Raw genomic sequence first — 14945 nt, forward strand, 5'->3', positions numbered from 1 at the left:
AGAATTAATCGCCCTCTGCTGTTTTTTGGGCTATACCTATCAAGGGCCTCCCTTCCGTCTCGGTTATCAAGGATTAGGTGAAATTATCTGTTTCTTTACTTTTGGACCCTTGGCGATTGCCGCTGCCTACTATTCCCAAGCAGGTTCTTTTTCTGTCTCTAGTCTAGCGGCTTCAATTATTATCGGGATTACCACTTCTATCATCCTTTTTTGTTCCCATTTCCATCAAGTCGCCGATGATCTCAAAGCGGGTAAAAAATCACCTATTGCTCGTTTAGGTACTTTAAAAGGTTCTAAAGTTTTAACCGCAGTGACGGTTATCGTTTATGTTTTAACGGTGGTTTTTGTGCTGCTGCAGGTTTATCCCCCTCTCACCCTTTTAATCTTCCTTAGTCTCCCTTTCGCTTGGCAATTAGTCCACCACGTTAACCAAAATCACGATCAACCTCAGCTAGTCAGTAACTGCAAGTTTATAGCGGTTAATCTTCACTTTTTTAGTGGCATTCTCTTCTCCCTTGGCTATTGCCTTGCTTCCCGTTGATCAACCCGATTTTTTTCTTAAACCCCTTTATCAGTTATCAGTTATCAGTTTTGAGTTTTAAGTTCACTGATCACTGTTTACTGATCACTGATGACTGTACCCGATCGAGTTTGCACCGATTAACGGAAAAGTGACAGAATAGGGAGATAGATCGCCACAAATCAAGGTTAGCATGAGTGAACAGCCCCTCGGATCGGTTATTCAAGGTTCCCTGAGTGAAGGTTTAGAAATCCGTCTTTATCCGGATATTTCGGTAGAAGATATGCGCGTCGGTAAGTTTTTAGTGGTGCAAGGCACTCGCTCGCGTTTTTTCTGTCTCCTCACCGATGTCTCCCTGGGTAACTCTAGTCCCCGAATTATCGCGAATCCTCCCCATCCCGATGATAGTTTTATGCGCGATGTTTTAGCGGGTAGCGGTACTTATGGTACTATTGAACTATCACCTATGCTCATGTTTACGCCGACTGGAGGTAATTCCCCGGCAGTTTCCGACACTTCCTTAGGCTCTTTTCAACCCCAAACCAGCGCCGATTTAGAATTACTGCCAGTTAAAACTATTCCCGCGCATTTTAGCCAAGTTTATGAAGCTTGTGAGCAGGATTTTCGCATGGTTTTCGGTTGGGAAGATGATCCCACCAGAAAGAATTTTGCTATTGGTCAACCCCTTGACATGGACGTGCCAATATGTATTAATCTCGATCGCTTTGTGGAGCGTAGTAACGGTGTTTTTGGCAAATCCGGGACGGGAAAATCCTTTTTAACCAGGCTCTTAATTTCGGGTATTATTCGCAAACAAGCAGGGGTTAACCTCATGTTTGATATGCACTCGGAATACGGTTGGGAAGCGATGAAAGAAGGGAAGGAGGTTTCTACGGTGAAAGGATTATGTCAATTATTCCCCGGACAGGTGGAAATTTATACCCTCGATCCCGATTCTACCAAACGCCGGGGAGTACGAGGAGCGCAGGAATTATTCTTAAGTTATAATCAGATTGAAATCGAAGATATTCGTTTAATCGGTCGGGAATTAGGCATCTCAGAAGCTAGTTTAGATAATGCCAATATTCTCTATAACGAGTATGGAGAATCTTGGATTACTCAGTTATTAAATATGAGTAACGAGGATATTAAAATCTTCTGTACGGAAAAACAAGGCCATGCGGGATCAATCATGTCCCTCCAGAGAAAATTAATGCGTCTAGATAGTTTGAAATATTTAAGAAGTGCTTGTCCCCACAATTATATCGATCAGGTTTTACAAGCTTTAGATGCAGGTAAGCACGTTGTCATTGAATTTGGCTCCCAAAGTAATATGCTTTCCTATATGTTAGCCACCAATATGATCACCCGTCGGATTCATGCTAATTATGTTAAAAAAGCTGAATATTTTTTACAAACCAAAAACCCCGTTGATCGGCCGCAACAGTTAGTGATTACCATTGAAGAAGCTCATCGATTTTTAGATTCTGCCGTGGTGCATCAAACTATTTTTGGAACTATCGCCAGGGAGATGCGAAAATACTTTGTTACTCTCTTAATTGTCGATCAAAGACCTTCAGGAATTGATAACGAAGTTATGTCTCAGGTAGGGACGAGAATCACCTGTTTATTAAACGATGAAAAGGACATCGAAGCCATATTTACTGGGGTTTCTGGAGGGGGAAGTTTGCGATCAGTTTTAGCAAAATTAGACTCAAAACAACAAGCTTTAGTTTTAGGTCATGCGGTCCCTATGCCGGTGGTAATTCGTACTCGCGCCTACGATCAAAAATTCTATACTGAAATAGGCGCAACCGACTGGCGAGAATTACCCGATGAGGAAGTTTTAGCGGCGGCCAAAATTGCCAAAGCTGATCTAGGATTTTAGAAAAATTAACTTTTGATTGTAGAATAGAGTTGGATTGTTTTTACTGTTTACCCCCCATGACCGCTCAAATACCGATCTCGAAGATCAGCCTATACGATCGAGATTTTCAGCTATGGATCGAGACAACCGTTAACCAATTACGACAGGAGGATTTTGCCTCGGTAGACTGGACTAATCTGATCGAGGAATTAGCAAGCATGGGAAAAAATAATCGACACGCTCTCAAAAGTTTGTTAATTCAATTATTAGCTCATCTGCTCAAGTTAGTTTATTGGCAGACGGAAAGAAAGTATAATGCTAATAAATGGGAAGCGGAAATTATTAATTTTCGAGTTCAAATTGCCGATCTGCTGGAAGACAGTCCTAGCTTAAAACCTTATCTCCTCGAAATTTTCGATTCTTGTTATGGAAAAGCTAGGCAAATAGTCTCGAAATTGAGCAAGCAAGAAATTCCCATAGAAGTCATTATTACCCCAGCAGAAACCCTGGATGAAAACTGGTTTCCCTAACTATGCAACAAGGTGATTTAATCGAGATCGAGATTACCGACCTCAACCATACGGGCGAAGGTGTGGGAAAATACCGAGGACAGGTGATTTTTGTGCCAGATACGGTTATTGGCGATCGCATTCAAACTCGCATCACCTATATCAAAAAAAGTCATGCGATCGGCAAACTACAAACTATTCTACAAGCTTCTCCCCATCGTATCCGTCCCCGCTGCATCGTTGCCGATAAATGTGGTGGCTGTCAATGGCAACACATCGAGGATCAATTTCAGCTGCAGGTCAAAAAAGAGCAAGTACAAGAGGTATTAACCAGAATTGGTGGTTTTACCGATCCTTTGGTTTATCCTCCCCTCACCGGTAATTCTCCCCTCGCTTATCGCAATAAAGCTACCTATCCCCTCGGATTTTCCCCCACCGGCAACGTGCAAGCGGGTTATTATCGTCGCGGCAGCCATCATCTGATTAATCTCAATCAATGTCCGATTCAAGATCAGGCTTTAAATCCGTTTCTGGCAGAGATAAAACGGGATATTCAGGAGCAAGGCTGGTCAATTTATGATGAAAAGACCCACCAAGGACAATTACGCCATTTATCCCTGAGAATTGGCCGCCACACCGGAGAAATTTTATTAACCCTGATTAGTAATGATCATAATTTACAGGGAATTGAGACACAGGCGCAGCAATGGCTGGCAAAATACGGCAATTTAGTCGGTGTAACCGTGAATTATAACCCCGAGCGAGGTAATGCTATTTTTGGCACTCAGACCACAACTATCGCCGGAAGGGACTATATTACCGAAAAGTTCGCCGGATTAACCTATCAATTGGCTGCCGATACCTTTTTTCAGGTTAATACAGAGGCTGCTGAAGCCTTATTTGCGGTTATTTGTCAGAAATTAGACCTTAAAGGTGAAGAAATTCTTATTGATGCCTACTGTGGCATCGGTACTTTTACTTTACCCCTCGCTAAACGGGTTAAAGAGGTGATTGGACTAGAATCCTATAGCTTTTCCCTCGATCGAGCCAAGATTAACGCCCAATTAAATAATATTACCAACACAACCTTTATTTTAGGGGCCGTAGAAAAAACTTTACCGCAACTGACAGTTAAACCCGATATTATTCTACTCGATCCGCCCCGCAAAGGTTGTGATCGCTCTGTCCTTGATAGTCTGTTACAGCTGCAAAGTCAACGCATTGTTTATATCAGTTGTCAAAGTGCAACTTTAGCCAGAGACTTGCAATATCTCTGTAAAACAGGCGATTATCAACTGCTAGAAGTGCAAACAGCTGATTTCTTTCCCCAAACTCCCCACGTCGAATGCGTCGCTTTTCTTAGACAAAAAACAGCGAATATGGTAGGATGAAATGGGAGGAAAACCCAGACACTTTAGCCGTTTATAGCTGAAAAGTCAATGGTTAAGAATTATAGCATATTAGTATCCGTTCCAGTCAACTACTTTTTTGATTAATTACCCGCTCAAAGTGGCCTTGATTCTCGATTGGTTTGTAGATCAATCATAAAAATATCTAATCAATCTCAGAGACAGAAAAGGGATAAAACATGACTCATTAGGTATGGCAATCAACTAGATCGACGGTTAAGAGACCTTAATCTTTCTGTAAGAGAACAGTCATTGAATATAAGCTAGAGGTAAAGTGCGTGATTGCTATTTCACTGCCAACAAGCAAACGAAGTTGGAACACCATGAGTTTCGCTTCCACCTTGTATCTTTGTCCGATTTTAGATTTATTGACCGCTAGTATTCCCGAAGAATTAGAACCAGAAATTAGATTAGGATTGCAAGAAGCTTTAGTTAATGCCGCTAAACACGGCAATCATCTCGATCCCAGCAAAACCGTGGTCGTTCACTTTTCCAGCAGTAAAGACGAGTATTCTTGGGTAATTACCGACGAAGGTTGTGGATTTACGCCAGGTTGTCACCATCATGGCTGTAGTTGCGATTGTCCCAATTTTCCCCCCGAAGAAGCGGAAAATGGCCGAGGACTGTGTATGTTATATCAAATCTTCGACCAAGTTCACTGGAATCAAACAGGAACCCAACTAAAACTTTCTAAACAAATTAAACAGGAACGCTGGTTGAATTAATGAGCATGACCGTGAGAAGGACAGGGAGGAGCAGAAATCGAGCGATCGAGCCAGCCTGTAGCCTGTTGTAGCCGAGGAAGTGCTTCTTCTGGCTGATTATCTAATAAAAACACCAAAGCCGTCCCTAATTGTTCAGCGGCCCGAGCATTACGGTTGGACTTCAGACGATGCCAGTCAATCGGTGCGATCGCCAAACGTTCCGCCAAAATCCGCGCCAATTCCAGGGTAGATAGATCATCAAGAGTCTGAGATGAGGAAGAGACAGGGGATGGAATCATAATCAAAAGGTCTCGTAAAACCGTAAAATCGTCTATAACTATAGTTTAGACGCAGGCAATCGGATCGAGTCCATGTCCTTAGAAGAAAACCCATACCCTAACGATGAATCGGCAGAATTTACCCAAGCAATTGCAGAAGTCGAAGCGGCGATCGCAACACTAAAAGACCGTTATCGACAGATCAAAGAAGCAGAACAGCAAAAAAAAGACCTAGAAGCACAATTTAGCCAAATAGAACCCCAATGGCGGGAAAATCCCCTACCTGAACTAGAAAAGGAATTGGTACAAATTCGCGAACAGATTCAAGAATTAGAGGTAATTTTAGAAAGCAATTTACTCAAAGAAGGGGAATTAAAGCGCCTATTCTGGGAAGGAATCCGTCGCGGACTGCTGGGGGAAGTTTTTTGGCAAATTGTCCGCTTTGGTGGTATTGGAGTCTTACTGGGTTGGATTCTGCGATCCTGCAGTGGGTGATGAACTGGTATCTAAATTATTTGTTAAGACGGCACTGGGGAGGAGAGAAGGATCTCTCTTGGATTTGGTGGGTAAAATGTATTCTGAGATACATTCCTCCTAGCGAGGGGGTGGAACGAACCACAAAGACACAAAGGACACAAAGATCGATCGATCATATAGTAAGTTAAACTTATCACACAGAACCTAGAAGAGGAGAGAAGGTAGCTTTTTTTCAGGGAATGCTCACCTAATACTGCTCACTGAAAAATCGCCTATCTCCCCATCTCTCTATTTCGGTAAAATTCGGCCAATAGTGCGATTTTCCGGGGTAAAAGTCTCTTTAGCCACCCGTTGAATATCGGCCGCGGTGACAGCATTATAAGCATCTAATTGGGCGAATAAATTACGCCAATCGCCGGTTTTTACCTCGTATTCAATCAAAGATCGCGCCATGCCCATGTTAGAATCAAGACCTCTTAATAGGGCTGCCCGTAGTTGATTTTTAACCCGTTCTAATTCCTGTTCCGAAACCGGTTCATTTTTCAATCTTTCCAATTCCAAATTCAAACCCTGCGCTACTTCCTCCAGGCTGACATTAGGAGCGCTCAGAGCATAGAATAACAGCAAATTCGGGTATTTATCCCCCGGAAAGCCGTTAAATCCCTGGGCAGCGAGGGCCAGTTGTTTGTCCTCCACTAAAGCTTTATACAGTCGCGAAGTTCTTCCTTCACTCATTAAAGTGGCGATAACCTCGTAAACCGCATGATCGGGATGATTGAGGGCGGGACGATGGTATCCTTCTAAATACCAAGGCTGCGAGGCTAATTTTAGGGTAATTTCCTTTGTTTTGGTTTGGTTCGGTTCCACTACCGTCACCTGTGGGGGTTTCGGTTTAGCGGGAAAACGACCAAAATAAACCTTAGCTAACTGTTTGACCTGTTCTGGGTCCACATCCCCGGCGATAGCTATGGTTAAATTACTGGCAGGATAAAATTTATCGAAAAAGTTTTGGATATCTGAGGGTTCCAGATTGCGAATATCTCGATCGTAGCCGATAACGGGACGTTTGTAGGGATGGACAGTATAAGCTTGATCGAGAAAAGCTTCGATTAATAGACCCAAGGGGCTATTATCCGTCCGCATCCGTCTTTCTTCCAGAATTACGTCTTTTTCTTTGTAAAATTCCCGTTGGAACACCGGTTCTAAAAATCTTTCCGATTCCAAAGACATCCATAATTCCAATTTATTCGACGGGAAACTGTAAAAATAGCTAGTTGCATCGCTGGAAGTGGTGGCATTTAAACCGACTCCTCCCTGAGTTTCGACGATTTGCCCGTATTCGTTGCGTTGGACGAATTTCTCGGACTCTGCCTTAGTTTTTTGAAATTCTTCCGTTAATTTAGCCACTTCTGCGCTTTTACCCGCTTTTTTGGCTGCTTGCAGTTCTTTGTCTATAGCTTCAAGGCGATCGAGGACTTTTTTCTCGCTAAGATAATCGCTAGTACCGATGGTTTTTGTGCCTTTAAAGGCTAAATGTTCCAAAAAGTGGGCAACTCCTGTTTTACCGTCTGGTTCATCGGCACCTCCCACATCCGCGTAGGTGACAAAGGAAATAACCGGGGCATCGCGATTTTCTAGGATAATAAATTTTAGTCCGTTATCGAGGCGAAATTCGGTAATTTTTTGTTGAAATTGCTTAAGGTAGGGGGTAATCGATTGTACATCGGCTGGTTGCTCTTTTGCTTGGGCAAAAAGGGGTGAGAAACTTCCAAAACCCCAAAACACAAGGAAAGCGACCCAAAAGCCGATTACAGCCCGATAATAGGGGTTATTTTTAATGATCATAGATAGTTTTATCAGGTGTCGTGGGAGCGAGAGATCGGCTCTCCCAGGTTTGGTAGGTAAAATGTATTCTAAGATACATTCCTCCTAGCGAGGGGGTGGAACGAACCACAAAGACACAAAGGACACAAAGATCGATCGATCATATTGTAAGTTAAACTTATCACACAGAACCTAGAAGAACCAGAGATTGATCGCTCTGTTCGATCTTAGCAGTCGATTGTTAGGAGAGGGGAGATGGGGCGCTTTTTTCAGTGTTGCCAAAGGCACGGCGTAGCCGTCCAGTAAACAGTAATCAGTTATCAGTTATCATTTCATTGTTTACTGTTCACTGTATCTCAACAGTAGAAGAATTTATATAACATCGTCAAGTTTATTACTGTTTGGGCGACTATCACTGCCCATCTAAAATGCCTCTGAGGGGGTTGCGGGCTTTTTCTTCTAATTCTTTACCTCGCACCCAAAGGACAGTACAAAATCCGAAGATAACTAGCCAAAATAGGGATATTGATTGCCATTCCCAAGATAGGCGATGATACAGAGCAAAAGAGGTAAACCCAAATACAATGGGAAACCAACAAAACCAGGGAAAAGCCAATATCGACAAGAATCGCACCCATCCTAAATCTGTTTTTTCTTTAGCCCGATACCAAATTCCCAAGCCCGAGCCGATAGCCGCAACCCCAGCCCCAGCCACAGCGCAAGCCACAGCCACAGCCACATCCCCAGCCACAGCCACAATCACAGGCACACTCACAGCCGCAGCCACAGGCACACCCACAGCCACAGCCACATCCCCAGCCCCAGCCGCAGCCCAAGCCACAGTCCCAACCGCAGCCACAGTCAGAAGCGCAGCCACAGCCCAAGCCACACCCACAGCCGCAGCCCAAGCCGCAGCCGCAACCCCCCTAGCCCCAGCCCCAGCCACAGCCCAAGCCACACCCACAGCCACAGCTAGAGGCACAGCCAAAGCCTTAGCCACACCCTTAGCCTCATACAAAGCTGTCACCCCTTCCCAAACTAGGTTTTTTCTGAGTAGTCGATACCATTCTTGGCAAAACGTCCAGGGTCCCAGTAAGCCCAATTGCATCAATAAAGTTGGCTCTGATAGCTCTGATTTTTCTTCTTTGGCTTTAAATTCTCGCCATAAAACTATTAAAAAAGACCAGACAACAACAATTGTGATTGCCATCAAGCCATTAACCCAACTTTTTGGCTGATTGAGCATAATAGCAAATATTTCAATTACAGATCCAAGAGAAAGCAAGAAGACAACAGTTAAAACAATTAGATATTCTCGGCCTTTTTTAAACTCATATTCTATTTTTTCAAAAAGATTGCGCCAGTCGTTTCTTGTGGGGCGGCGGTAGTTGATTAAGCGAAACAGTAAGGCAAATTTTAATTCAAGTGTCAGACTATTAAATAAATATAACCAACGCTGCTTTGGAGTGATTTTACTTAAAACTCGATCAACAAACTCTATTTTATTGTCTAAATTTTCAACTGTAACTGATTCCAATTCATTTTTTAAAGAACTTAATTGAGTCAGATTAATTTCATCTTGTAACTGAATCGCACATAAAGGAATGACTAACCGAGGATCGACTTCAAGAGTGATTGTGGGAATATCATCAGCAGAGCTTTCAATAATTGCAGCAGCAACTTTCTTGACAGTAGCAGAGAACTGAAAATTGCTTGAATTTTCAAAAGGTTGCCAAATCCAATTTAAGTCCGTTTCGATTACCTCTTGTGGCTGGCGCTTTTGTTTAACGGCTCGATTTTTTAGTCGGCGAATGAATCTGAATAGCATTAGTTTTCCTTCATGATAGAGTGCGATTGCGTTCAGCTTGACTATCTTCTAACTCCTTCAACAGTGCTGCAAGTCGAAAACTTACTTTTCCGCTTAAGTTCGGATCTTCCTGCAATCTTTCAAGTGCCTCAGCCGCTTCTGGTATGGCAATTTTAACTAAATCATCCATTGCTTCTATAGAGCCTTTTCGAGCTAAAGATTCTAGTTGATTAACTGCTAAACCTCCCATTCTGATCAACGCTTCTCGCACTTCTATAAAATGGGGTTGATTGGGATCATAGTAAATAACTAATTTTTCTACTGCTTGAGGCAAATTAGTGGCAGATAAGGCTTGAGCCGCTGCTTTTTGGCTGGCTGAATCATCTAAACTATCAACTAAAAAATTAAATAATGCTTTCCCTCTAGGACGAAAATCAGCCGCGACTGAGCCAAAAGCACTACAAATTGATTCATCGGTTCTCAATTGTGTCTTAAAATAATCTATAATCTCCTGAGCAACTTCTGCTTTTACTTCTTGAGCATCTGCTAGACATTCAAATGCTGTCAGTGCATCTTGTTGATATACCGCCGTAATTAAATCCGTACTATTGTTTGCCAATCCACACCATAACTTGACAATTTCTAGCCAGTCGCTAGGAGCATTTTGCCATTTTTGAATTAATTCATCTTGTTTGTCTGTTAAAGCTGCTGCTACGAAATATTCTTGTAGAGTGAGATGAGGAAAATAATAACGCTGTCCGCCATCAATGCGAAGCAATAATCCACTGCGTTTGACGATTTCATCAACGATAGAATTAGCCTCTTTATGCTCTAGATTTAATGAAGGTAAGACTTGTTTAACTTGTTCCCATACTTCAGAATCAAGAAGACTGCGGCGATCTTGCTGTTGTCGATTAGTGCTATTCTGAGCATAGAGTGCTAAATGTTGCAGAACTCGCCGCTTGTTGACACCACTATATTGATTAGATATATTTCTTTCTTGATCGCGCAATTCTAATAAAACATCAGTAGCTTTAGTGTAAAATTCGGCTCGCGAATGAGGTAAAACGAAGGGAGTATCAGTATAAAGATAAGCGATGATTGTTAACAGTAGGGGATTCCGCGCCAGTGCCATAATTTTCGGTTTAGCTCGCAAGTTTTGAATCAATTGTTCTACTGATTTCTCTGGCGGCATTTCCGACTTCCAAGCTTGCAAAAAGCGGCGCATTTGTTGATCACTAAATTCGTCAATCTCTAAAGTTTCCTCGGTATTATCGACAAACTCATTATGATAAACAGCCGTCCGACAGGTAATAATTACTCGACATTTTTTATAATTTTCTAATTCTAAAAAGTCCTTAAGACACCGAACAACAGAAGAGCGAACGCCACTACTAACCTCATCTAACCCATCTAAAAGCAGCAGCAAACGTCCGTCTTTTAAACCTTGAGAGATGAAACGATTAGCTTTGGGAAAATTATGGCGATCGCAAACTTCTACTAAATGTTGTTCTAACTTTTCTACTGTCAAATTAGCCTCATTGAGGCGGTTCAATTCTAGTAAAATTGGCACGGGACGATCGGATAAATTTTTGAATCGTCCTTCTGAATAGGAAAGTGCTAGATACTTTAATAACATCGACTTTCCCGAACCAGGCGCACCTTTAACCACTAAGCGGCGGTATTTTTGCACCGCATTTTCTGCTTCAATCAAAGAGCGATCGCTCGCTTTAAAAGCTTTTAAAGAAACATAAATCTCCCGCATTTCTAGGGGACGATGAGGACGAAAAGGTATATTAAGTTTTTGATATTTATTAATTAATGCTTGTCGATACTTTTTAAGAGCAATATTTTCAAATAAGGGTGTTCCAGCGAAGGTTTTATAAATCCATTTACTAATCGCTTCTAAAGACTGATTGAGCCATTTTTTTAAGGTATCACTAATAACATTCCACAAAATACCACCCAAAACAAGAATAACAAGCCCAGGTATCCAGGCAGGATATTTATTAATATCATATTGTTGTTCATAGATATCCCATAATTCATCCTGTGGAAAACAAGAAGCTTGAGAATTTACCTCTTTATACAAATTTAAAATATCACCAATTGTCTTTTTCTTTTTATCAGTATTAAAAAAGTTCAAACGGTCAGCTTCTGCATCTTTTTTTGCCCGATTTTGAATATCTCCCCTAAGTTGGTTACAGGGATTAGGTGCAGGAAGCTTTTTAGTAGAAACAGGCAAAATTGTCCCCCACGCGACTGAAATTGCCAGCGCTAGGACAAAAATCATCAATAACTGCTGCTTTTTCCAGTGAATAAACTTCATTGTCTGTACCGTTTCTTTGCCTTTTTCCCACATCCTGGCTACCAATATAACACTGATTTATACAGTATAGGCTACATATTAAGGAGAGGCACTCATGCACGAGGGGGAATAAATAATCAGTTTTTAATAACCAGATTCAGTATGATAACCGATGACTGATAACTGATAACTGATGACTGGGTTTTAGACAAAAAATCTCTCCCTAAAGAGGAGAGAAGTCAAAAAAAGCACGAATAACAATGGGGGGGAGGCGATTTTTATAGGTCGCCACCACGAAAAGCTAGTAGGAAAATGACAAAGGGGCCAGCTAACATGATTAGCGCCACGAAGGTGAGTTGAAAAATGGGTTCTAAATTGAGAGCCGCAAATAATTCCATGATGTCTCCTAACCTGTTTACAATGATTTAAAAGGCTAATCTGGTCAAAACCATTGTCTCTGGTCAAAACCATTGTCTATCATACAGGGGATGATTCGCTGGTTTTCCTGATTCGATACAAAAATACATAAAGTTTTGTTGCAATTCTGAATTTTCCCGCTTTCCTATTTCCTTCCCACCGAGGGACTATCTCAATGTTCAACTCTCTGGCCACATCTCCCGACTCGTTAACCCAAATTTACACTGGTTTTCAGGCACTCTCGGATCCCCTACGGCTGCAAATTTTGCAACTGTTGCGACATCAGGAATTATGCGTCTGTGAATTGCGCGATCATCTCGATATCGCCCAATCTAAATTATCTTTTCACCTAAAAACGCTAAAAGAAGCTAATTTAGTCCGCAGTCGTCAAGAGGGTCGTTGGATCTACTACAGCCTGAATCTATCTCAATTTCTTCTCCTAGAAGAATATCTATCCGAATATCGTCGTTTTAGTTCCCTCGTCCCCGCTCGTTTCTGCGAGGAAAATAAGTAACCAATCAAGATTTTTAGAAATATTAAAGCTTTATAACTAGCTTTTCCTCTTGACATATCAACTTTTTTTGAAATAATAAAGGTGGATTACCCAATCTCCCATTATTCTCTTTCCACCTTTGTGCGATGACTAATCAAATCAATCCTAAAGCCGCCAAAGCTGGCGGTAGCCTTAGTATTTTTGAAAAATACCTTACCCTTTGGGTTATTTTCTGTATTTTGGCGGGAATTGCCCTCGGTCGGTCATTTCCGGACGTAGCGCGGACTTTAGATGCCATGAGTATCTATAACGTTTCTATTCCGATCGCCATCTGTCTTTTCTTCATGATGTATCCGATCATGGTTAAGATCGACTTTTCTCAGGCTCTCCGGGCTGCCCGTACTCCCAAACCAGTTATTTTAACTTTAGTGGTTAATTGGCTGATCAAACCCTTTACCATGGTGGCGCTGGCTCAATTTTTTCTCGGCTGGCTGTTTCTGCCTTGGTTGAGTCAAACGGAGATTATCCGAGGACAGACGGTAAGTTTAGCTAGTTCCTACACTGCTGGAGCTATTTTACTAGGAATTGCTCCCTGTACGGCCATGGTTTTGATGTGGGGCTATCTTTCCTACAGTAACCAGGGTCATACCCTAATTATGGTAGCAGTCAATTCCCTAGCGATGCTTTTTCTCTACGCTCCTCTAGGTAAATGGTTACTGGCAGCTAATAATTTTGTAGTCCCCTGGCAGACCATTGTTTTTTCTGTGTTAATCTACGTTGGTTTACCGCTTATTGCCGGTATCTATAGCCGTCACTGGATTTTTAAACATAAAGGACGGGCCTGGTTTGAATCGCGTTTTCTTCACTATCTCAGTCCTGTGGCAATCACTGCCTTATTGTTAACCTTAATCCTCCTCTTTGCTTTCAAAGGCGATTTAATTGTTAGTAATCCCCTGCATATTTTCCTGATTGCTATTCCCCTCTTTATTCAAACTAATCTGATTTTTTTACTTAGTTATGTGGCCGCTCTCAAACTCAATTTAGTTTACGAAGATGCCGCTCCCGCTGCTTTAATTGGTGCTAGTAATCATTTCGAGGTAGCGATCGCCACTGCTGTGATGTTATTCGGATTGAATTCGGGGGCTGCTTTAGCGACAGTAGTGGGGGTATTGATTGAAGTACCTGTGATGTTAATGTTGGTAGAATTCTGTAAAAAAACCGCCTTTTGGTTTCCCAGAGATCCAGAAAAAGCCACCCTTCTTGATCCTCGTTGCTTGAGTTCTTACAAATAATTATTCACCATGATCCAATCGACTCACAAACCGAGAATTCTTTTTCTGTATGGCTCTTTGCGGCCACGTTCCTACAGTCGTTTACTAGCAGAAGAAGCGGCCAGAATTATCACTGAATATGGGGCAGAAGTGCGCTTTTTTGATCCCCGTGAATTGCCGATTTATGGCAGTGTTCCCGATACTCATGCCAAGGTGCAAGAATTACGAGAATTAAGTCAATGGTCTGAGGGTCAAGTCTGGTCATCTCCCGAACTTCACGGCAATATTAGCGGCATTATCAAAAACCAAATTGATTGGATTCCCTTAAGTATTGGTGCGGTTAGACCTACCCAAGGCCGCACCTTAGCAGTCATGCAAGTAAGCGGAGGTTCCCAATCTTTTAACGCGGTTAATACTCTGCGAATTCTTGGTCGTTGGATGCGAATGTTTACTATTCCTAATCAATCTTCGGTGGCTAAAGCTTATCAAGAGTTTCACGAGGATGGCACGATGAAAGATTCCCCCTATCGAGATCGAGTTATTGATGTAATGGAGGAACTTTATAAGTTTACCATTCTCCTGCGAGATCAGGTAGATTATCTGACTGATCGCTATAGTGAAAGGAAGGAAAAATCCGCCCAAGAAATAGCCACAATTGCCCATAAAGCTATTAATTAAATCAATTTCTAGGAGTTAAAATCATGAAAAAAGTTATGTTTGCCTGTAGAAAAAATTCCTGTCGTTCCCAAATCGCCGAAGGTTTCGCTAAAACTTTAGGTGCGGGTAAAATTGCCGTCACCAGTTCTGGATTAGAAGCGGCCAAAGTTCACCCCGGAGCAATCGCAGTTATGCAGGAAATTGGTATCGATATTACCGACCAAACTTCTAAACCAATTAGGGATTTTAATCCTGAAGATTATGATGCCGTTATCTCCCTATGTGGTTGCGGTGTCAATCTGCCGGAAGGATGGGTTTTACAGGAAATTTTCGAGGATTGGTTAATTGATGATCCCGATGGTCAACCCATCGAAACTTTTCGCCGAGTTCGCGATGAAATTAAG

The 14945-nt window shown here is 42.0% G+C and carries 15 protein-coding genes; 10 read left to right on the forward strand and 5 right to left on the reverse strand.

Features of this window, described 5'->3' with window-relative positions; genetic code table 11:
- The 5 genes from menA to PX484_RS20090 all read left to right on the forward strand — a co-directional run.
- On the forward strand, positions 1–541 hold a 541-nt coding region (gene menA, locus PX484_RS20070; protein ID WP_288105263.1), incomplete at its 5' end, for a 2-carboxy-1,4-naphthoquinone phytyltransferase.
- A 172-nt stretch (positions 542–713) separates the two neighbouring features.
- Positions 714–2408: a helicase HerA domain-containing protein gene (locus tag PX484_RS20075; protein WP_194017329.1), complete on the forward strand. Its 1695-nt coding sequence runs from the start codon at positions 714–716 to the stop codon at positions 2406–2408.
- Positions 2409–2464: 56 nt separating this feature from the next.
- The gene (locus PX484_RS20080) at positions 2465–2917 is read left to right on the forward strand and encodes a DUF29 domain-containing protein (RefSeq protein WP_002800657.1); all 453 of its coding nucleotides are present in this window, start codon (positions 2465–2467) and stop codon (positions 2915–2917) included.
- Between the two features lie 2 nt (positions 2918–2919).
- Entirely contained in the window at positions 2920–4287 is a 1368-nt protein-coding gene (gene rlmD / locus PX484_RS20085) for a 23S rRNA (uracil(1939)-C(5))-methyltransferase RlmD (RefSeq protein WP_287766816.1), read from the forward strand.
- 341 nt (positions 4288–4628) lie between these two features.
- Positions 4629–5030 (forward strand): ATP-binding protein, encoded by a 402-nt coding sequence (locus PX484_RS20090; RefSeq protein WP_002800661.1) that lies wholly within the window; start codon positions 4629–4631, stop codon positions 5028–5030.
- Here PX484_RS20090 and PX484_RS20095 read toward each other — a convergent pair.
- Positions 5027–5308: a DUF6439 family protein gene (locus PX484_RS20095; protein WP_002800662.1), complete on the reverse strand. Its 282-nt coding sequence runs from the start codon at positions 5306–5308 to the stop codon at positions 5027–5029. The genes PX484_RS20090 and PX484_RS20095 overlap by 4 nt on opposite strands.
- A 72-nt stretch (positions 5309–5380) precedes the next feature.
- On the opposite strand from PX484_RS20095, the gene PX484_RS20100 reads away from it, so the two are divergent.
- A complete protein-coding gene (locus PX484_RS20100; RefSeq protein ID WP_287671536.1) occupies positions 5381–5782 on the forward strand; it encodes a sll0565 family protein in 402 nt (133 codons plus the stop codon).
- 270 nt (positions 5783–6052) lie between these two features.
- On the opposite strand, the gene PX484_RS20105 is transcribed toward PX484_RS20100, so the two are convergent.
- The 4 genes from PX484_RS20105 to psb30 all read right to left on the reverse strand — a co-directional run bounded on the left by PX484_RS20105 (position 6053) and on the right by psb30 (position 12101).
- Positions 6053–7609: a M16 family metallopeptidase gene (locus tag PX484_RS20105; protein WP_287766815.1), complete on the reverse strand. Its 1557-nt coding sequence runs from the start codon at positions 7607–7609 to the stop codon at positions 6053–6055.
- 391 nt (positions 7610–8000) lie between these two features.
- Complete coding sequence (locus PX484_RS20110) at positions 8001–9416, reverse strand: hypothetical protein (RefSeq protein ID WP_287766813.1); 1416 nt, start codon at positions 9414–9416, stop codon at positions 8001–8003.
- A 10-nt stretch (positions 9417–9426) separates the two neighbouring features.
- Positions 9427–11757: an NACHT domain-containing protein gene (locus tag PX484_RS20115; protein ID WP_288105266.1), complete on the reverse strand. Its 2331-nt coding sequence runs from the start codon at positions 11755–11757 to the stop codon at positions 9427–9429.
- 224 nt (positions 11758–11981) lie between these two features.
- Positions 11982–12101 (reverse strand): photosystem II reaction center protein Ycf12/Psb30, encoded by a 120-nt coding sequence (psb30, locus tag PX484_RS20120; protein WP_002736367.1) that lies wholly within the window; start codon positions 12099–12101, stop codon positions 11982–11984.
- A gap of 194 nt (positions 12102–12295) precedes the next feature.
- On the opposite strand from psb30, the gene PX484_RS20125 reads away from it, so the two are divergent.
- From PX484_RS20125 to arsC, 4 genes are all read left to right on the forward strand, one after another.
- Positions 12296–12634 carry an ArsR/SmtB family transcription factor gene (locus PX484_RS20125; RefSeq protein ID WP_287766811.1) on the forward strand — a complete coding sequence of 113 codons (339 nt, stop codon included), beginning with the start codon at positions 12296–12298 and terminating at the stop codon, positions 12632–12634.
- 125 nt (positions 12635–12759) lie between these two features.
- Complete coding sequence (gene arsB, locus PX484_RS20130; protein WP_002737294.1) at positions 12760–13905, forward strand: ACR3 family arsenite efflux transporter; 1146 nt, start codon at positions 12760–12762, stop codon at positions 13903–13905.
- A gap of 9 nt (positions 13906–13914) precedes the next feature.
- A complete protein-coding gene (gene arsH / locus PX484_RS20135; protein WP_287766810.1) occupies positions 13915–14562 on the forward strand; it encodes an arsenical resistance protein ArsH in 648 nt (215 codons plus the stop codon).
- A gap of 23 nt (positions 14563–14585) precedes the next feature.
- Positions 14586–14945, forward strand: a 360-nt coding sequence (arsC, locus tag PX484_RS20140; RefSeq protein ID WP_288105268.1) for an arsenate reductase, glutathione/glutaredoxin type, incomplete at its 3' end; no start/stop codon positions are given.

Origin of the sequence: Microcystis sp. M49636_WE2 (assembly GCF_030065375.1) — a bacterium.
In the GTDB taxonomy this organism is placed as follows: Bacteria; Cyanobacteriota; Cyanobacteriia; order Cyanobacteriales; family Microcystaceae; genus Microcystis; species Microcystis aeruginosa_C.